General features: G+C 67.8%; 17 protein-coding genes, 1 tRNA gene and 1 pseudogene. 12 read left to right on the forward strand and 7 right to left on the reverse strand.

The genetic code is table 11. The annotated features are described in order from the left end of the window. Positions 1-7: 7 nt before the first annotated feature. Entirely contained in the window at positions 8-688 is a 681-nt protein-coding gene (locus AC1DWC_RS06210) for a CatB-related O-acetyltransferase (RefSeq protein WP_477906625.1), read from the reverse strand. 168 nt (positions 689-856) lie between these two features. Continuing rightward, positions 857-937 (reverse strand) — tRNA-OTHER (locus AC1DWC_RS06215). A gap of 281 nt (positions 938-1,218) precedes the next feature. Here AC1DWC_RS06215 and AC1DWC_RS06220 point away from each other — a divergent pair. The 4 genes and pseudogenes from AC1DWC_RS06220 to AC1DWC_RS06235 all read left to right on the forward strand — a co-directional run bounded on the left by AC1DWC_RS06220 (position 1,219) and on the right by AC1DWC_RS06235 (position 3,457). Beyond that, positions 1,219-1,830 carry an AAA family ATPase gene (locus AC1DWC_RS06220; protein ID WP_477906626.1) on the forward strand — a complete coding sequence of 204 codons (612 nt, stop codon included), beginning with the start codon at positions 1,219-1,221 and terminating at the stop codon, positions 1,828-1,830. Positions 1,831-2,034: 204 nt separating this feature from the next. Further along, a pseudogene (locus AC1DWC_RS06225) lies at positions 2,035-2,112 on the forward strand (SOS response-associated peptidase); the annotation flags it as partial. Between the two features lie 254 nt (positions 2,113-2,366). Beyond that, the gene (locus tag AC1DWC_RS06230; protein WP_477906681.1) at positions 2,367-2,741 is read left to right on the forward strand and encodes an Imm21 family immunity protein; all 375 of its coding nucleotides are present in this window, start codon (positions 2,367-2,369) and stop codon (positions 2,739-2,741) included. Positions 2,742-2,974: 233 nt separating this feature from the next. Next, positions 2,975-3,457, forward strand: coding sequence for an adenosine-specific kinase (locus tag AC1DWC_RS06235; RefSeq protein ID WP_477906627.1), 483 nt, complete (start codon positions 2,975-2,977; stop codon positions 3,455-3,457). A gap of 272 nt (positions 3,458-3,729) precedes the next feature. Here the strand turns inward: AC1DWC_RS06235 and AC1DWC_RS06240 are convergent, their stop codons facing one another. Next, positions 3,730-5,127 (reverse strand): MFS transporter, encoded by a 1,398-nt coding sequence (locus tag AC1DWC_RS06240; RefSeq protein WP_477906628.1) that lies wholly within the window; start codon positions 5,125-5,127, stop codon positions 3,730-3,732. A 103-nt stretch (positions 5,128-5,230) separates the two neighbouring features. Here AC1DWC_RS06240 and AC1DWC_RS06245 point away from each other — a divergent pair, with 103 nt between their 5' ends. Both AC1DWC_RS06245 and AC1DWC_RS06250 read left to right on the forward strand, forming a co-directional pair. After that, positions 5,231-5,887, forward strand: coding sequence for a TetR/AcrR family transcriptional regulator (locus AC1DWC_RS06245; RefSeq protein WP_477906629.1), 657 nt, complete (start codon positions 5,231-5,233; stop codon positions 5,885-5,887). A gap of 186 nt (positions 5,888-6,073) precedes the next feature. Then, a complete protein-coding gene (locus AC1DWC_RS06250) occupies positions 6,074-6,235 on the forward strand; it encodes a hypothetical protein (RefSeq protein WP_477906630.1) in 162 nt (53 codons plus the stop codon). Between the two features lie 16 nt (positions 6,236-6,251). On the opposite strand, the gene AC1DWC_RS06255 is transcribed toward AC1DWC_RS06250, so the two are convergent. The 3 genes from AC1DWC_RS06255 to AC1DWC_RS06265 all read right to left on the reverse strand — a co-directional run bounded on the left by AC1DWC_RS06255 (position 6,252) and on the right by AC1DWC_RS06265 (position 9,381). Continuing rightward, on the reverse strand, positions 6,252-6,815 hold the full coding sequence (locus tag AC1DWC_RS06255; RefSeq protein WP_477906631.1) for a TetR/AcrR family transcriptional regulator: 564 nt from the start codon (positions 6,813-6,815) through the stop codon (positions 6,252-6,254). A gap of 16 nt (positions 6,816-6,831) precedes the next feature. Further along, a complete protein-coding gene (locus tag AC1DWC_RS06260; RefSeq protein ID WP_477906632.1) occupies positions 6,832-8,247 on the reverse strand; it encodes an amidase in 1,416 nt (471 codons plus the stop codon). A gap of 96 nt (positions 8,248-8,343) precedes the next feature. After that, the gene (locus AC1DWC_RS06265; protein WP_477906633.1) at positions 8,344-9,381 is read right to left on the reverse strand and encodes an AraC family transcriptional regulator; all 1,038 of its coding nucleotides are present in this window, start codon (positions 9,379-9,381) and stop codon (positions 8,344-8,346) included. Between the two features lie 309 nt (positions 9,382-9,690). On the opposite strand from AC1DWC_RS06265, the gene AC1DWC_RS06270 reads away from it, so the two are divergent. From AC1DWC_RS06270 to AC1DWC_RS06285, 4 genes are all read left to right on the forward strand, one after another. Next, a complete protein-coding gene (locus AC1DWC_RS06270) occupies positions 9,691-11,049 on the forward strand; it encodes an MFS transporter (RefSeq protein ID WP_477906634.1) in 1,359 nt (452 codons plus the stop codon). Positions 11,050-11,127: 78 nt separating this feature from the next. Continuing rightward, entirely contained in the window at positions 11,128-11,955 is an 828-nt protein-coding gene (locus AC1DWC_RS06275; protein ID WP_477906635.1) for an SDR family NAD(P)-dependent oxidoreductase, read from the forward strand. Positions 11,956-12,028: 73 nt separating this feature from the next. Then, positions 12,029-13,081 carry a beta-keto acid cleavage family enzyme gene (locus AC1DWC_RS06280; protein WP_477840328.1) on the forward strand — a complete coding sequence of 351 codons (1,053 nt, stop codon included), beginning with the start codon at positions 12,029-12,031 and terminating at the stop codon, positions 13,079-13,081. A 128-nt stretch (positions 13,082-13,209) separates the two neighbouring features. Next, positions 13,210-14,811 carry a long-chain fatty acid--CoA ligase gene (locus AC1DWC_RS06285; RefSeq protein ID WP_477906636.1) on the forward strand — a complete coding sequence of 534 codons (1,602 nt, stop codon included), beginning with the start codon at positions 13,210-13,212 and terminating at the stop codon, positions 14,809-14,811. 92 nt (positions 14,812-14,903) lie between these two features. Here AC1DWC_RS06285 and AC1DWC_RS06290 read toward each other — a convergent pair whose 3' ends face one another. Beyond that, positions 14,904-16,163 (reverse strand): serine hydrolase domain-containing protein, encoded by a 1,260-nt coding sequence (locus tag AC1DWC_RS06290; RefSeq protein ID WP_477906637.1) that lies wholly within the window; start codon positions 16,161-16,163, stop codon positions 14,904-14,906. Positions 16,164-16,345: 182 nt separating this feature from the next. Here AC1DWC_RS06290 and recO point away from each other — a divergent pair, with 182 nt between their 5' ends. Both recO and AC1DWC_RS06300 read left to right on the forward strand, forming a co-directional pair. Then, positions 16,346-17,215 (forward strand): DNA repair protein RecO, encoded by an 870-nt coding sequence (gene recO, locus AC1DWC_RS06295; RefSeq protein WP_477906638.1) that lies wholly within the window; start codon positions 16,346-16,348, stop codon positions 17,213-17,215. Continuing rightward, on the forward strand, positions 17,181-17,978 hold the full coding sequence (locus AC1DWC_RS06300; RefSeq protein ID WP_217635607.1) for an isoprenyl transferase: 798 nt from the start codon (positions 17,181-17,183) through the stop codon (positions 17,976-17,978). The genes recO and AC1DWC_RS06300 overlap by 35 nt, the downstream gene beginning before the upstream one ends. The last annotated feature ends 12 nt before the right edge of the window (positions 17,979-17,990 follow it).

Below are 17,990 nucleotides of genomic sequence, written 5' to 3' on the forward strand. Positions count from 1 at the left end.
CAACCACTCACGAGTGCGGAGCGACCAGGGCCAGCTCGGCGACGGTGCCCGAGGCGATGGTCCGCAGGTGCTCGGTGACGGTCTCGATCGGCCAGTCCCACCAGGCGAGGGCGAGCAGTTCCCGAACCTCGTCGGGGGCGAAGCGGTCCTTGATGTGGACGGCGGGGTTGCCGCCGACCACGGTGTAGTCGGGAACATCGCGGGTGACAACGGATCCCGTGGAGATGATCGCCCCGTGGCCGATGCGGACGCCGGGCATGACGGTGACGTTGCCGCCCATCCACACGTCGTGCCCGACGACGGTGTCGCCCCGCGAGGGCAGGTCGGTCACCAGGTCGAGGTGTTCGGCCCACGCGCCGCCCATGATGGGGAAGGGGAAGGTCGAGACCCCGTCCATCCGGTGGTTCGCGCCGTTCATGATGAAGGTCGTCCCCGTGGCGAGGGCGCAGAACTTTCCGATCACGAGTCGGTCGGGACCGTAGTGGTGCAGCACGTTTCGCGTCTCGAACTGCTCGGCGAACTCGGGGTCGTCGTAGTAGGTGTACTCCCCGATCTCGATCAGGGGGTTGTCGATCAGCGGTTTGAGCAGGACGACCCGCGGCTGTCCCGCGACCGGGTGCAGGGTCGTGGGGTCGGGTGCGTGGCGGGTGGACAATTCGGCTCCTCGGGTTGACGTCGCATCAGTCATCAAAGCAGGCGCCCCGTCGGCGGCGCGTCGTCCGGCGACCTCGCACACGGAACTTCGTGGGGCGGTCCGGCGCCGAGCCCTACGGGCGGAGTGGGGCGGATCCCGTTCGAGACGGCCTCGGGCAGTGACCCACACGAGCCCAGTCACACCGGACACCGTCCGGTTCGGTGCCCGCCGGGGGATCGAACCCCGACACCCTTACGGATACCGATTTTGAATCCGGCGCGTCTGCCAGTTCCGCCAGGCGGGGGTGCCTGTCGTCGATGAGGATGTGTGCCAGACCACGTGGACGGCATCGGAGTCCGGCCCGTGCCCGTGGAGTCGTTGCTCCATCGGCCTGGGCCCCCGTCCATCCATCCACGAACTGCGACGACGAGATCGCGAACTCGCAAGAGCGGTGGCCTTGTTCGTTTTCGTTGCACGGATCGGTCCGCTGGTCACGGCTGTTCCAGTCGGTCGCTCCGAATCAGGTGGGACTGTTACGAGGTCAGCGCCGACGCGAATCGGCCGTGCTCGCTAGGCTCGGAGCAATGCTCATATGGATCAACGGCGCGTTCGGTGTGGGAAAGACTCAGACTGCGTTCGAGTTGAATCGACGTGTCTCTCGCTCTCACGTCGCCGATCCTGAACTCATCGGATTCGCCATCCACAAGATGCTTCCGGCCTCCGCGCGACGCGACTTTCAGGACCGACCCCAGTGGCGATCAGCTGTAGTCGCGACGCTCGCCGACGCGGTGGCTGCCCACGACGGTCCAGTGATCGTCCCGATGACGCTGGTCAACCCGGACTACTTCGACGAGATCATGGCAGGTCTGTCCACCGAAGGCGTTGACGTCAGGCACTTCTCCCTCGTCGCGTCACCCGGCACTCTCCGACGTCGACTGCAAACCCGCACCGGCTACTGGCTGGGTCGCGCTGTGGGAAGCGATGAAACCTGGGCTATGCAACAGATCAGCCGGTGTGTGACCGCGCTAGTCACGGAACGATTCACTGAACATGTCGATACCGACGATCGCGCCGTCGACGACGTAGTCGAGCACATTGCGGCACGCACGGACCTACACCTGGCACGCGACCGCCTGGACCCCGTCCGTTATCAGCTCCGGCGGGCCGCCGTCGGCATCCGTCATATCAGAACCTGAGTGGCGATCTGTGAACAGGACGCAGTCGCAGCTGATCTACGAAGAGCGATCGACGCCCGGTGGTCGATCCGTACAGCACCCAAGTTCGTCGCCCTCGCAATGTTCACGGTCGTGACCGAGAGAAGCTCTGGAGATCGCGGGGGAATGCTCTGGGGCGAGGTATCGAATACGGGCCGTGAACAGGCATCGCGAACCGCACCTGACTGGCTCGATCCAGCCATGACTGACCGCGACGACTTCGACGCACTGCTGAACTCGATCCCCGAACCGCACCTCGAACCGTAGGAGGTCAACACCGCGGTCAACTCACCTCGGAGCTGCCGATGCGATCGACGAGGATGACTACCAGTTGGACGACGAGTTACCAGGTCGCGACGTGTAGCGGCCGGCCTTGCGTCCCGCGCGAGCACGACGTCCGGCCGCAAAGATGCCCAGCAGCAGAATCCCTGCGAACAGCATCACCCCGCCTACATACGCGACAGCGATCATCTGGTTCGACATAGCTGGTCAACCTATCGCCGATTACTGTCCCACGGATCCTTGGAGACGAACCCGCTCGCACGACATATCTCCCAGCCGAGCGGTTGTTCCTGCGATGGGCAGCGGCAGACTCCGAAGAAGAACTCGTCGCCGCCGCGCGGCAAGCATTACAAGAACACATCACATGGGATCAAGACGAAGACCTCGTCTGGGAAATTCGAGAGCCCGTCATGCTTTTCGACTCGGCATGGCCGGGAGCTGAGATCGAACTCGACAACCAGCTCCACATTGCCCTCGATCCAGGGCGATACCGAATCCGGGCGACCTACATCAAGGACCCAGGCAACTGGATGGTCCTCGTTCAGCTCCAGCCAACCGTCGGCAAGCACCTCAACGACACAACCCCGACGGAGTCGCCTGAACCTTGCTGATCCACAGGTCTTGACAATATCTCTCGGAAGATTGGAAACCTTCCAGATTTGTGTGATCTGGAGCCATCACTAAATGTGATTACCAACTGGTCGACCTATCCAATCCGCATGCAGCTCAGACCGAACCGGCATAGGTGAACACCCCTCCATTGCCGTCGTTGCCGTCGTTACCGGAGCGAGGCAGACTTACTTCGACGCTGGCCTGCACAGTCGCAGCAACCGAGGAGGCAATCGTGGAGTTGCACATCGTGGCGGTCGACAAGCCCGACGACATGAACGTTGTCGTCGGGCAGGCGCACTTCATCAAGACCGTCGAGGACCTGCACGAAGCACTGGCTGGAGTGAGTCCCCACCTCCGGTTCGGTGTGGCGTTCTGCGAAGCTTCGGGCCCTCGCCTCGTGCGCTGCTCGGGCAACGACGACCGCCTCGTCGAGTTGGCCACGCGCAACGCACTCACGGTCGGCGCGGGCCACTCGTTCTTCGTGTTCGTCGAGGAAGGCTATCCGGTGAACATCCTGAACCCGCTGAAGCAGGTGCCAGAGGTGTGCGGCATCTTCTGCGCTACGGCCAACCCCGTCGAGGTCATCGTGGCCGAGACGGAGCTCGGCCGGGGCATTGTCGGTGTGATCGACGGGTGCCCACCTGCCGGCGTGGAGACGAGCGTCGATGTCGCAGACCGCAAGGCATTGCTCCGCACGATCGGTTACAAACTCTGAGCGCCCTTGTCACGTGGATCGGGCGGACCTCGAATCAGTGAGATTGCATCCGGTCCACCGCATCTTCACCCCGGCGGGCTCCGGACCGCTTTCAGATCACCACGCTCCCATAGGGTCCGGCGGGATGTGCCCAACCGTTCGGGCGGCCGAACTCCTGGACAGTGCCACGGCTCGATCCATCAGCTGACGCGTCATGAGCCGGTCGGCGACGGGCCGACCTCATCGACTCGCGCCCGTCCGTATGGTTGGCCACGTACGGCGCCGCCACCCCGCTACCGAGCGGTGCGCAGCCCGGCCGCAGCGCCGGCGCCGAGCACACTCAGCACGACTGCGACTGCGAAGGCGCCCACGAACGCGGAACGGTCCTGGCCGCCCGCGAGGAGCACGGCGGTGGTGACCGGCGCGCTGATCGCCGACCCGATCGTGCGGATCACGCTGTTGAGGCCGCTCGCCGCCGCCATCTCGGTCGGCGGCACCAGTACGGCCAAGAGCTGCGCACAGATCGCGTATCCGAGCCCGCTGCCCAGGCCGATGAGACTGAAGAACACCACGAGGGACCACATCTGAGTGGGCCACACGGCCATCCCGGCCGCGCCGACCCCCATCAGCACCATCGCGGCAATGGCCGGCGTCCGCAGCCCGAACCGTGCGGTGATGCCCGAAGCGATCCGCCCACCGAGGAAGACCATCACCGCCGACGGCAACAGTGCCAGCCCGGTCTGGATCACCGTGAACCCGCTGCCGTAGCCGGTGGAATGCGGGGCCTGCAAGATGCGCGGGATGCACAGGTAGAAGACGTACGGAACGAAGCCCAAGACGAGGGTGACCAGGCTGGTCAGCATCATCGGCGCGTCCATGAGACTGCGGACATCCACCAGCGGGTTCGGCTGGCGGAGTTCTGCGATGACCAGCGCCACCGCCGCGAGCAGCGCGACCGCGAACAGTCCCAGGGTCGCCGGTGCCGTCCATCCCCAGGTGCCGCCCTGTGTCGTCGCGAGGAGCAGTGCGACCAGCGTGCTGCTGAGGAACGCCGTGCCGGCCCAGTCGGTCCGCGATGCGACCGCGGGGCGTTCAGTTTGCGGCACCCACAGCCACACCATGACCAACGCCACAAGGATCAGGATGCCGGCGCCGACGAACAGCCACTGCCAGCTCAGGTACTCCAGGATCAGGCCGCCGAGGACGAGCGCAGCACCGGCGCCCAGACCGAGCATGCCGGCGACCCAGCCGATGCCGGACGCCATGGCGGGACCCGACAAGTTGCGCCGCATCACCGCCAGCGCCAGCGGGAAGGCTGCCGTGCTCACACCCTGCAGCATGCGCATCACCACCAACATCTCGATGGTGCTGGTGAGCGCGGCACCGAAGGTGGCGGCCGCGAACACCACCAGAACGGCGAGGAGGACGCGCTTGTCGCCGTACCGGTCGCCGAGAGACCCGATCACCGGCGCGAGCACCGCCCCTGCCATCAGATAGGCGGTGAGGATCCACGCCGTCGCCGGAACCGAGGCGCCGAGGGTGTCGCCGAGCACCGGCAGCGCCGGCACCAGGAGCGTCTGCATCATCGAGTAGATCAGTACGGTGAACGAGAGTGCCGCCACCAGCAGGCCCGCGTGCACGGGCGTCGGCGACGCACGTAAGTGCTTCGGCGCAGTCAGCGACATGTTCATGGAGGTCCTCTCGGAGCAACGACCTGCTCGGCCATACTTGGGGCGAATATCGGAACGGAGCGTTCCGGTCCGATATGAGACCACGGATTGATAGCCTCTGGCAATGCGACAGGACGAGATGCACGGACCCGACCGGGTCCCGACCGGGCCGGGTCGGGTCAGGGAGGCTCGGTCGAACGACATCGGCGTCTTGCGCGCCGCCCGTGAGATATTCGCCGAACGTGGCTGGGATGCACCGGTTTCCGCGATCGCCGACCGGGCCGGGGTAGGCGTCGGCAGCATCTACCGCCGATACCGCACCAAGGAGGAACTCGCCCAATCCCTGCGGGTGTATGTCATTGACCACCTCGCCCAACTGGCCCGTGACTGCGTCGAGCGCACCGACCCCGACCAGCGACTACTCGAGGTGTTCTTTCGCCGCCATCTTGCCGAGCTGGAGAGCCCGCTAATCCCGACACTCGGCGGACACCTCCCGCGCGACCCAGAAGTGGACCGGGCCACAGGGGACCTTTTGGCGGCACTCGAGGCACTGATCGACGTCGCCCGCGACCGCGGTCAGGTGCCGGACAGCTTCACCCCAGCCGACATAATGCTCATGACGGTGCACCTGCGTCCCCGGCTGCCCACGGCCCCCGAGCGCGCCCGCGAACTGCATGAGCGCTACCTCGACTTCATGCTGGAGGGGATCGCACACGCCGCGGACCGCGCGGAGCGCGGGCCGAGCTGGGACGAGTGGTACGCGATGTGGCAGCCGAACTGACCGCCGTCGTCGCCGACCGAACTTGTCTGCCCCTGTTGGGTGTCGGGGCGCGCTCCCGAGCCGCGAAGGCATCGTGACGATACGTCCCGGTCAGGCCCGGATCCGGGTGACAGCTGTACCTGTCCATGCCGGCGATCTGCACGCCATCCGCGGGACGTACGGACTCACCCCCCGGAACTCCCTGCCGTGCCCGGAATCGAATCCGTCGGACTGATCGACGAACTCGGTAGCGGCACAGACGGTCTGACCGTCGGGCAACGCATCATCACGATCGGAGTCACGGGCACGTGGCAGGAGGCCGAAGCTCCCGGGCACGGGGGCAAACCGCTGCTGATGTTCGAACCGTAGGAGGTGGTTGCCTACGTCACGGCTGTGCCCCGCTGACCAGCAGCAGGATCGCGGTCGAGATGTCCGTGCCCGCGGCGCCGGTCGCCAGCCGGCGCAGCTGCAGGCCGGCGACCGTGGCGACCAGTGTCGGGGCCAGCATCGCCGCGTTCGGCACGCCCAGCGCCTCGAGGATGGTGACGGTGAGGGTGTCGTAGGCGGCGAAGCACTCGCTCGCGGCCTCCTGCAGCGCCGGGTCGCGGCCGGCCTGGATGTACAGCTCGAACGGGGCCACCCGCTCGGCGGCCCAGCCGAGGTCGCGGACCACCTGCTCGGTGAGCGAGGCGGCGTCCTGCACGCTCAGTCCGTGGTCGCGGTACTGCTCCGCCAACTCGGTCAGCCGCGCGGTCTCCTCGGTGACGAACCCGAGCAGGGCGTCGCGCAGCATGTCCGTCTGGCTGGGGAAGTGGTAGGTGATCGACCCGAGCGACACCTGCGCCTGCGCGGCGATCCGCCGGTTCGTCACGGCGGCGATGCCGTCCGTGCCGATCACGTGCAGCACCGCCGCGAGAATTCGATCCCGCGCCGGTGCCCGCTCGGTCACTTCACCACCACTCACTTCACCACCACTGCTCGGGACGTTCACGGTCCCACCGTAGTTCGCGTTCGAGCTGCGCGGCCAACGACACCAGCATCGGCTCGGTGTCATGGTGGCCCATCAGCTGTACGCCGACCGGCAGCCCGTTCGAGGTGAACCCGGCCGGCACGTTGACGCTCGGCCAGCCGAGCAGATTCCACGGCCAGGTGTACGGGCAGGCCGCGGTGATCACCTTGTCGGTCTCGAAATGCCCGATCCCGTCGATGGCGTCGACCGGCGGCGGCGGGGTGGCGGTGCTGGGCGCGAGGATCACGTCGAAGTCGTTGAAGACGGCGCCGATCCGCCTGCGCATCCGCGGCTCGGCGGCCCGCGACGCGCGCAGCGGCAGCCCGCCGAGCAGTCGGCCGGTGCGGGCGTTGGCCTGGGTGCGCGGGTCGACCAGGGAGGGATCCGGCAGTCCCGCGCGCCACTGTTCGATCCCGGCCATCGAGCGGGGCAGGAAGTTCAGGCCCAGCAGGATGCCGTAGGCGGGGTCGGCGACCACCACCTCGTGGCCGAGCTTGCGGAGTGTGTGTGCGGTCGTGCCGACGGCGTCCTTGATCTCGGGGTCCAGCGTGCGAGGGGTCGCGGTGTAGGGGATCTTCAGCGACAGCGCGATCCGCAGCCGGCCGGGCTCGCGGTCGACGGCGTCGCGCACGGTCACCGGCGGCGGCTGGTGCAGGTCGCCCTCGTGCGAGCCGGAAACCAGGTCCAGCAGCAGTGCCGCGTCCGCGACGGTGCGGGCCAGCGGGCCGATCACGGTCAGTCCGTAGAAGGCCTCGGGCTCCGGCCAGGTGGAGACCCGGCCGCGCTGCGGCTTGATGCCGACCAGGTTGGTCCACGACGCGGGGATCCGCACCGACCCGGCGCCGTCGGAGCCGAGCGCGGCGGGCACCAGTCCGGCGGCGACGGCCGCGGCGCTGCCGCCCGAGGAGCCGCCGGGCGTCCGGTCGGCCGCCCACGGGTTGCGGGTATGTCCGAAGCTGCCGCCGGTCAACGGGAACTGGCCCAGTTCGGGGCTGTTGGTCTTGCCGACGATGACGGCTCCGGCCGCGCGCAACCGACGTACCGACTCCGAGTCCGCGGTCTTGGCGGGGAACTCGCCGGGGCAGCCGAATGCGGTGGGTTCGCCCGCGACGTCCACGTCGTCCTTGACCGCGATCGGCACGCCGAGCAGCGGTGCGCGCTCACCCGCGGCCAGGCGGCGGTCGGCGTCGGCGGCCTCGGCGAGGGCGGCCTCGCGCCGGAGGATCCGGAAGGCGTTGAGGCTCGGCTGGCTGGCCTCGGCGGCATCGAGGCTGCGCCGGACCAGGTCGACGGAACTGGTCGTCCCGTTCGCCAGTGCCGCGGCGGTGTCCTCGAGCCCCAGCTCGCGGGTGTCTTCGGCGTGAGTGGTCACCGGGTGTCTCCGTCCTGTTCGTTCGAACGAACAGTAGCGCCGGCGGCGGGTGGCCGTGCCGGTTTCGGGCGAGACGCGGGGGATCCGGCCGGGGTGCTACCTCGCCGGAGGGTCTCCTGGCGACCGCGTGCCGAGTTCGCGTTCCCGGGCTGCCCATGCGGTCGGACTCATGCCGAACTGTCGGCGGAACCAGCGCGAGAAGGCACTCAGGTCCGAGAAGCCGAGTTCGCCAGCGATGTCGGTGAGGTTCCGGTTCCCGCGCGTGACGTACCGCCGCGCGAGATCGGCGCGCACCGAATCGACCACGGACGAGTAGTTTTCGCCCGCCTGGGACAGGTGTCTGTGCAGGGTTCGCCGGTCCATCCCGAGGCTGCGCGCTATCCGGGCCGCGGTGCACTTTCCGCCCGGCAGGAGCGCCTCGATCATCTCGCGCACCCGTCCGACGGCGGAGGCATCCTCCGGCGGCGCGAGCAGGTCCAGGTACTGCCTCGCGTAGGGCTGGAACATCGGGTCCGACAACGGGTTGACGGAGTCCAGGTCGCTCGAGTAGAGCACAAACCCGTTGAAGTCCCGTTCGTACGCGATACCCGTCCCGAATGCACGGTGATGGACATCGAGTGTGGCCGGCGCGTCGTGGACGAAGCACGTGGACAGCGGCCGCCAACCGTCCGGAAGGAACGCGCTGAGGATCCGGGCCAACGACGCGACGATCAGTTCGATGGACTGGCGACCGAGCGTCATCCCGGGCGCGGGCTCGATCCGCAGTGAGGCAAGCCCGTTCAACTCCACGAGCCGAATCTGGATCGCCTCGTTGTGTACCCGCATGTGGCGCAGTATGAGCGCGATCGCGCTGCGGACGTCCGGCTCCTCCCGGGCGGCCAACCCCACTGCCCCGAGTATCGACACGCCCCTTCCGTCCGCCATCCTGACCGCGAAGTCCATGCAGGACGTTGCCTCGGCGGTGCGCTCGAGCAGTTCGTCGACGCGCTCCGCGGGAAGCCACGTGTTCGGGATGGCCAGGGCGGTCGGGTCGATGCCCACCGCGCGCATGAACAGATCGGGGTCCGCGCCGAGGGACTGGGTCAACTCGACGTACCCGGTCAGGGCCGAACTCCGTACCTTCTGCGCCGTCATCGATTGCCCCTGTCCCAAGCTGCCAAAGAATGTGTCCCAATGGGCCAAGTGATCTTGCCCCAATACGTATAGCGTGACATGAGTCACCGCGCTTGGTCGCATCCGTCCGCGCGGTGGCTCCGCTGGGCAATCCCCGGCCGTCGCATGCCCTGTCAGGACTTGATGTGGCGCCTTCGAATCAAGGCGCCGCCGCATCGACGCACGTCCGTTGTGCAGTTCACACCTTGGTTCAGGACCGCAGCGAGCTTTCCGAACCGGTCATATCCGAGACGCGTCGCCCCAACGCGCCCTTCACGAACAGGAATTCGCATGGAACTGGAATCCCCGGCGCCCACGCCACCCCGAGCGGTCCCCGGCGTAGGCGCCCCCTCGAAGATCTTTCCGTGGGTGGTCTTCACCCTGATCTTCGGGCTGATGATGTCGGACTACATGTCCCGGCAGGTACTCAGTTCCGTCTTCCCCGTGCTGAAAGCGGAGTGGGATCTGTCGGATTCGCAACTTGCGGCCCTGACCAGCGTCGTCGCCCTGATGGTCGGTGTGTTGGCGCTGCCGATGTCACTGCTCGCCGACCGTTGGGGTCGCGTCCGCAGCGTGGTCCTCATGGCAGTGCTGTGGAGTGTCGCGACCGTCCTGTGCGCCGCGGCGGGGAACTACTCCCAGCTGCTCGGCGCACGATTTCTGCTCGGGTTCGGCGAGGCCGCCTACGCGAGTGTGGGCATGGCCGTCATGCTGGGAGTCTTTGCCCCGCGCCTGCATGCCTCGCTCAGCGGCGCCATTCTCGGTGCGGCGTTCTTCGGCTCGGTCGTCGGTGTCGCGCTCGGCGGCGTGCTCGCGGATCGGCTCGGTTGGCGTGCGGCCTTCCTGGTCATGGCGGCCTTCGGTCTGTGTCTGATCATCCTGTTCCGGATCCTCGTCAACGAGCAGCGGCTGGCGCGTCATGCCACCGACCGGCCGATCTCAGCGGCGCCCGCCTCCGGGAGTGGACGCGCCCCGATTTCGAGCCTGCTGACGAACGCCTCTCTGACCTGTGCATACGTCGGTGCCGGTATCCAGTTCTTCGTCTCGGGTGTGCTGCTCGCCTGGCTTCCCAGCTACTTCAACCGCTACCACGACATGGCGGCCACGGATGCCGGGTTGGCGGCAGCGGTCTTCGTGCTCTTGATCGGCGCGGGAACGGTGCTCTGTGGCATCGCTGCCGACCGGTTCGGTCGCCGGCGACCCGAACGCAGGTGGAGTGCGGCGATCGCGTTCGCCGCCATCGCGATGGTGTGCCTGATGGTCGGCTTCCAGCTGGCGAACGGGCCCGTGCAGATGGTGTTGATCGGCGTCGGGGCGTTCTTCTGTTCCGGATTCTCCGGTGCCACGACGGCGATCGTCGCCAGCCTGTCCCACCCGTCGATCCGAGCCTCGGCCCTCGGTGTGGGCGTACTCGCGAACAACGTCTTCGGGCTGGCACTCGGGCCGTTCGTTGTCGGGCTGCTGTCCGATCGACTGGGCCTGCTCGGTGCGTTGCAGTGGGTCCCACTCGCATCCGTCGTGTCGATCGTGGTCCTGGGCCTTGGCATGAGGCTCTACCCGGCCGGCCTTCGCCGACTTGCCGTGGTGGGGTCGAAGGCTTCCGGCGAGGCATCGCCCGCCGCCACAGACACGCTCGTGGCCACGGGATAGATCCCCGCTCATCCGATTCCGTCGGCCGTCTGAGCGTCGCACGGCCTGTCATCCCATTCATTGAAGGAGATCAGAGAAATGCAGCAGCTACTCGACAAGGTTGCCGTCGTCACCGGAGCGGCACAGGGCCTGGGCAGGTCGATCGCGCTCGCCATGGCACGGGAGGGCGCGGATCTCGTCCTGTGTGACCTTCAAGAGGACAAGCTGGCGGAGGTCTCCGCCGAGATCGAGGCACTGGGACGCAAGAGTCTGGCCGTGCGCTGCGACGTCTCGTCCAAGGACCAGGTCGTCGAGATGTTCGCCCGGGCTGCCGAGCAGTTCGGGACCGTCCACATCTTGGTCAACAACGCGGCCCGCGTGCCCAACTCGCCTGCAGACGAAGACCGACGTAACCGTCACTACGCCTATGTCACCACGCCCATGGAACGCCAGTCCATCGGCATCACCAGCGGCCTCACCGACGACGACTGGCTCAAGTGGTGGGGCGTCAACGTGCACGGCGTCTTCTACTGCACCCGTGAAGCATTGAAGTTCATGGAGCCGCAGCAGTACGGACGCATCATCAACATCACCTCGATCGCCGGCACCTCCGCGGCCAGCACGCACAGCCCCGGATACTCCGCCACCAAGGCCGCCGTCGCAAGCCTCACCAAGACGGTCGCACTCGACGTCGCCGGCGCCGGTATCTACGTCAACGCCATCGCCTGCGGAGGGGTCTTGACGCCTCCGTTCCAGGAGTACCTCGACAACGCCACCGAGGCGCAGAAGCGCAGCCTGTTCCAGATCGTTCCGGTGGGCCGACTCGGCACTCCCGAGGAGTACGCCTCCCTTGCCGTCTACCTCGCTGGCGAGACCCACTACCTCGTCGGTCAGGTCATCAGCCCCAACGGCGGCGCCGTCATCTGACCGGCGCCCACCGCGATTCCGTCAGAACCTTTCCTCGGCAACGCTTTTCAATACACCCGACAGGAGCAACACCATGCACTTCCACGACGATGCACTCTTCCCGGAGAACCAGGACAAGCTGGTCATCACCGCAGCACCGTACGGCCCCGAGTGGGAGCCCAACGACTTCCGTGAGGACCTGCCGCTGACGATGGACGAGCACGTCCAGCAGGCGGTGGACTGCTACGAGGCCGGCGCGTCGGTACTGCACATCCACGTCCGTGAGCTCGACGGCAAGGGCAGCAAGCGGCTCTCGAAGTTCAACGAGCTGCTCGGTCGGCTGCGCGAGGCCGTCCCGGAGATGGTCCTCCAGGTCGGTGGCTCGATCTCGTTCGCGCCGGAAGGTGAAGGCGCGGAGGCAAAGTGGCTCTCGGATGACACCCGGCACATGCTCGCCGAACTCGACCCCAAGCCGGACCAGGTCACGATCGCGATCAACACCAGCCAGATGAACATCGCGGAGCTGTTGACCGCGGACGACATCGCGGGTACGTCCCTGGCGCGTCCGGAACTGCAGGAGACGTACCGGGAGATGACGATCCCGGCCGGCCCGGCCTGGGTTGAGGAGCACCTGCGCCGCCTGCAGGCCGCAGGCATCCAGCCCCTGTTCGCGCTGACCGGCATCACCGGACTCGAGAGCGTCGAGCGTCTCATCCGCCGCGGCGTCTACACCGGCCCGCTGAATGTGACCTGGACCGGCATCGGCGGCGGCATGGAGGGACCGAACCCGTACAACATCATGAACTTCATCCAGCGCGTCCCGGACGGAGCGGCCCTGACCCTGGAGTCCCTCATGCGCAGCGTGCTGCCCGTCAACACGATGGCGATCGCGATGGGCCTGCACACCCGCTGCGGCAACGAGGACACCATCTGGGGCCGCAAGGGCGAGAAGATGACCTCGGTTCAGCAGATCCAGCAGTTGGTCCGGATCGCCGGCGAACTCGGACGCGAGGTCGCCACCGGAAAGGACGCTCGCGACATCTACAAGATCGGTGAGACCTACGCCGACGCCGACGAGACCCTGGCGAAGCTCGGTTATGCGCCGAACCGCCGCCCGGGCCAGGTCGGGTTCACCCACCACGCCTGACCTGCGACGGCGCCCCCAGTCGAGCGGGGGCCACGGACACCGCCCGTGGCCCCCGCTGGCGGCCGCACCCTCGCCCGGTCCGTGCGTGACCACCTTCGCCGAATTCTTCCCCTACCAAGGAGTGTTACGTGATCAACGGCCTGACCATGGATGACTACCAGCTCACGCTGACCGCGGTGGTCGAGCGTGCCGAGCGATTCCACAGTGGCAAGGAGGTCGTCTCCCGCCGCCCCGACGGCAGCATCGCCCGGACCACCCTCGGGGCGTGCGCCCGGCGCTCGCGTCGGCTCGCCACCGCGTTGGCGGGGCTCGGTGTCGCCGACGGTGACCGGGTGGCGACGCTGTTGTGGAATCAGGCCGAACATCTCGAGATGTACTTCGCGGTCCCGGCGATGGGGGCGGTGGTGCACACCCTCAATCCACGGTTGCACGCCGAGGAGCTCGGATTCATCGTCGGCGATGCGCAGGACCGGGTGATCGTGGTCGACGAATCGCTGCTCGATGTGCTGGACACCTTCCGTCACGCGCACCGGTTCGAGCACGTCATCGTCGTCGCGCACACCGGCGCGGCACCCGAGGGGACCCTCGACTACGAGGCCCTGATCGGTGCCGCCGAGCCGATGGAGTGGCCGGTACTCGACGAAGGGCGTGCCGGCGCAATGTGTTACACGTCCGGAACCACCGGACGACCCAAGGGCGTGGTGTACTCGCACCGGGCGCTGGTACTCCATTCGCTGACCGCGGCACTGCCCGATTCGTTGGGGGTGTCGACACAGGACACGCTGATGCCGGTCGTGCCCATGTTCCACGCCAACGCGTGGGGCCTGCCCTACGCCGCTGCGCTGCTCGGGGCGCGGCTGGTGCTACCCGGGCCGAAGCTGGATCCGGTGAGCGTGCTGGACCTGATCGCCACGGAGAAGGTCACCATGACGGCCGGGGTGCCCACGGTGTGGATGGCGATGCTCGACGCGCTCGACGCGCAGCCGCAGCGTTGGGATCTGGGCCACCTCGATCGGTTGATCGTCGGCGGGGCGGCGGTGTCGCGCAGCCTGCTCGAGGGGTACGACCGGCATGGTCTGACGGTCGTCCAGGCGTGGGGAATGACGGAGACCGCACCGCTGGGCACGGTCAGCCGGCTTCCCGTGGATCTTCGGGAGGCCGAAGCCGACGAGCAGTACGCCTTCCGGGCAAGGCAGGGGGTCGCCATGCCGTTCGTCGACATCCGGGCCCGCAGCGAGGACGACGGGTTCATCGAGTGGGACGACCGCGCCATGGGCGAGCTGGAGGTGCGCGGTCCGTGGGTGGCTGCGGCCTACCACAACGGCAAGGGCGCCGACAGTTTCACCGCTGACGGCTGGTTCCGTACCGGAGACATCGTCCGCATCGACCACCGCGGCTGCATCCGGATCTGCGATCGCTCCAAGGACCTGGTCAAGTCCGGAGGCGAGTGGATCTCCTCGGTCGACCTCGAGAACCACCTCATGGCACACCCGTCGGTGGCCGAGGCCGCGGTGATCGCCGTGCCCGACCCCCGTTGGGGCGAGCGTCCGCTGGCGGTACTCGTGCTCCGGGACGGCATGACCGCGGACCCGGAGCAGTTGCGTGAGCACCTGTCGACCGAGTTCTCGCGGTGGCAGCTGCCGGAGCGGTTCGAGATCGTCTCCACCATTCCGAGGACGGCCACCGGCAAGTTCAAGAAGCTCACGCTGCGCGAACAGTTTTCCGCATGAGCTGCGGCATGTGACTTCCCCAATGTCACATCGGTTACCCATAGGGGTCCCCGATGTGACATTGGGGACGCCGGTACTTGGGGCGGGGACGGCTACTTGGCGGGCGGCATGGGCGGGGCGTCGTCGGGCGCGAGCTGGGCGCCGATCTTGCGGAACAGCAGGTCGGCCTCGTTCGTGTAGGCGCCGGTGCCGTCGAAGGCGGCCTGGTCGTAGGTGGTGGCGACGGCGATCGCGATCTTCTTCGACGGCAGGTAGGCCTCGGCCGCCGAGTAGCCGCTGAACAGGGGGTTCTGCATCAGCCAGTCGCCGGTGATGACGAGTCCGAGCCCGTACGTGTAGCCGATGTTCTGCTCGAAGCAGGTGGTGCACCCCGGCAGGGTGGTGGTCTTGCCGCGCAGCGCCGTCGACACCATCGCCTGGTACGACTCCGGCGAGAGGAGCTTGCCGGTGCCGATCGCGACCGCGGTGGCGTGCAGGTCGTAGATGTTGCTGGTCTGGATGGCGCCGTGGGTGATGGTCCACGACGGGTTCCAGAAGCTGGACTCCTCGTAGAACGGCGCGCCGGAGGGGATCTGCAGGGCCTCGCGGCGCTCGGAGCTGAACGCGTGCAGGACGGGTTCGGGGATCGCCGCCGTCCCCGGATCGGTGGTGTTCGCCAGCCTCAGCGGCCCGAGCACCTTCTCCTGCATCAGCTGCGTCATCGGCTGACCGGTGATCTTCTCGAGGGCCAGGCCGAGGATCACGTAGTTGGTGTGCGCGTAGTTCCAGTTGGTGCCGGGCTCGTAGAGCAGCGGCTTGTTCACGCCGTAGGAGATGAGTTCCTCGGGCGTCCAGTTGCGGAAGGGGTCCGCGTAGATGGCGGCGTCGAACTCGGTGTTGCCGATGACGTAGTCGACGTAGCCCGAGGTCATCTGGGCGAGCTGGCCGAGCGTCACCCGGTCGGAGTTCGGGATGTCGGGCAGCCACGTCGACACCTTGTCGTCGAGGCTCACCCTCTTCTCGTCGACGAGCTGGAGCAGCAGCGTCGAGACGTACGAGATGGCCACCGCGCCGTTGCGGAAGTGCATGTCGGTGGTGGCGGGGACGCCGGTCATCGACTCGCCGAGCGCCGCGGTGACGATCTCCTTGTCGTCCATCGTGACGCGCACGATCGCCGACTTCAGGTGGGCCTGCGACATGGCGTCGCGCACGATCTTCATCACCGCGTCGGCCTGGGCCGGATCGGCGGAGGCCGCGGTGGTCCGGACGGTGGTGGTCGTGGAGTCGATGCCGGGGGAGGACGGATTGTTCGACCCGCACGCGGACAGGAGTGCGAGAACGCATGCCAACACGAGAATCCGTCTCGAGGCCATAGTCGAGCTTGGCAGACGGGGGAGGTCCGCGCGCGGTGAACCGACGGACGGCGCCGGCGCGGGACGCGCGACCCGGCCGCCTCGCGGGCACGGGAGCGTCGCCGCACCGTGGGAGACTGGACGGGCGAGCGAAGCGACGGGGAAATTGCGCCGGGCGAGCGAAGCGACGGGAGATCGGGTCTGTGAGGTTGTACCGGGACAATGCGGTGGTGCTGCGCCAGCACAAGCTGGGCGAGGCCGACCGCATCGTCACCCTGCTCACCCGCCAGCACGGGCTGGTGCGGGCGGTGGCGAAGGGCGTACGACGGACCAAGTCCAAGTTCGGCGCCCGGCTCGAGCCCTTCGCGCACATCGACGTGCAGCTCTACCCGGGCCGCAACCTCGACATCGTCACCCAGGTGCAGACCATCGACGCCTTCGGCGGCGACATCGTCGACGACTACGGCCGGTACACCACCGCGTGCGCGGTGCTCGAGACCGCCGAACGCCTGGCGGGCGAGGAACGCGCCCCGGCCCCGCGGCTGCACCAGCTCACCGTCGGGGCCCTGCGCGCGGTGGGGGAGCAGGCGCGTCCAGCCGAGTTGATCCTCGACGCATTCCTGTTGCGGGCCATGGGTTTCGCGGGCTGGGCCCCCGCGTTGGAGGAGTGCGCGCGGTGCGCCGCTCCGGGTCCGCACCGGGCCTTCCACGTGGCCGCGGGCGGCGCGGTGTGCGTGCACTGCCGCCCGCCCGGCGCGGCGACCCCGTCGCCCGGGGTGCTGGACCTGATGGACGCCCTCGCGCGCGGCGACTGGGCGCGCACCGAGGACGTCCCCGGCGCGATCCGCAGCCAGGCCAGCGGGCTGGTGGCCGCGCACCTGCAGTGGCACCTGGAACGACAACTACGCACCCTGCCGCTGATCGAACGGCACCGGCCGCACGCGGCGGTGGATCCGGCGCCCGCCGCGGCCGGCGTCGGGCCGGTGGAATCGCCACCGGTGGCGCAGGCGCCTGGCCCGGTCGGGCAGGATGGGGACCGTGATTCGACGACGCGAACCGCAAGCCACGCCTAGCCGGGCCGTCCGGCCCCCGGACCCGCACCCGTCGGGGGCGCGGGCGCCGATCCTGCAGCCCGAACTCATCCCGCGGCACGTCGCCCTGGTGATGGACGGCAACGGCCGCTGGGCGCAGGAGCGTGGGCTGCCGCGCACCGCCGGACACGAGCGCGGCGAGGCGGTCCTGATGGACTCGGTCTGCGGGTGCATCGAGGTGGGCGTCAAGTGGCTCTCCGCGTACGCGTTCTCCACCGAGAACTGGAAGCGCAGCCCCGACGAGGTGAAGTTCCTGATGGGCTTCAACCGCGACGTGATCCGCCGCAGGCGCGACGAGATGAACGAGATGGGCGTGCGGGTGCGCTGGGCCGGTCGACGGCCGCGACTGTGGACCTCCGTCATCAAGGAACTCGAGATCGCCGAGGAACTCACCAAGGACAACACGGTGATGACCCTGACGATGTGCGTGAACTACGGCGGAAGGGCCGAGATCGCCGATGCGGCAAGGGAAATCGCGCGCCGGGTGGCGTCGGGTCAGCTGAACCCGGAGAAGGTGACCGAGGCGACCGTCGCGAAGTACCTCGACGAGCCGGACATGCCGGACGTCGACCTGTTCCTGCGGCCGTCGGGCGAGATGCGGACGTCGAACTTCCTGCTGTGGCAGTCCGCCTACGCGGAGATGGTGTTCCAGGAGAAGCTCTTCCCCGACTTCGACCGCCGCGACCTGTGGGCGGCCTGCGTGGAGTACGCCTCCCGCGACCGACGGTTTGGCGGAGTCAAATGAACAAGCACAGTG

This window comes from Rhodococcus sp. P4_C10 (assembly GCF_056402135.1).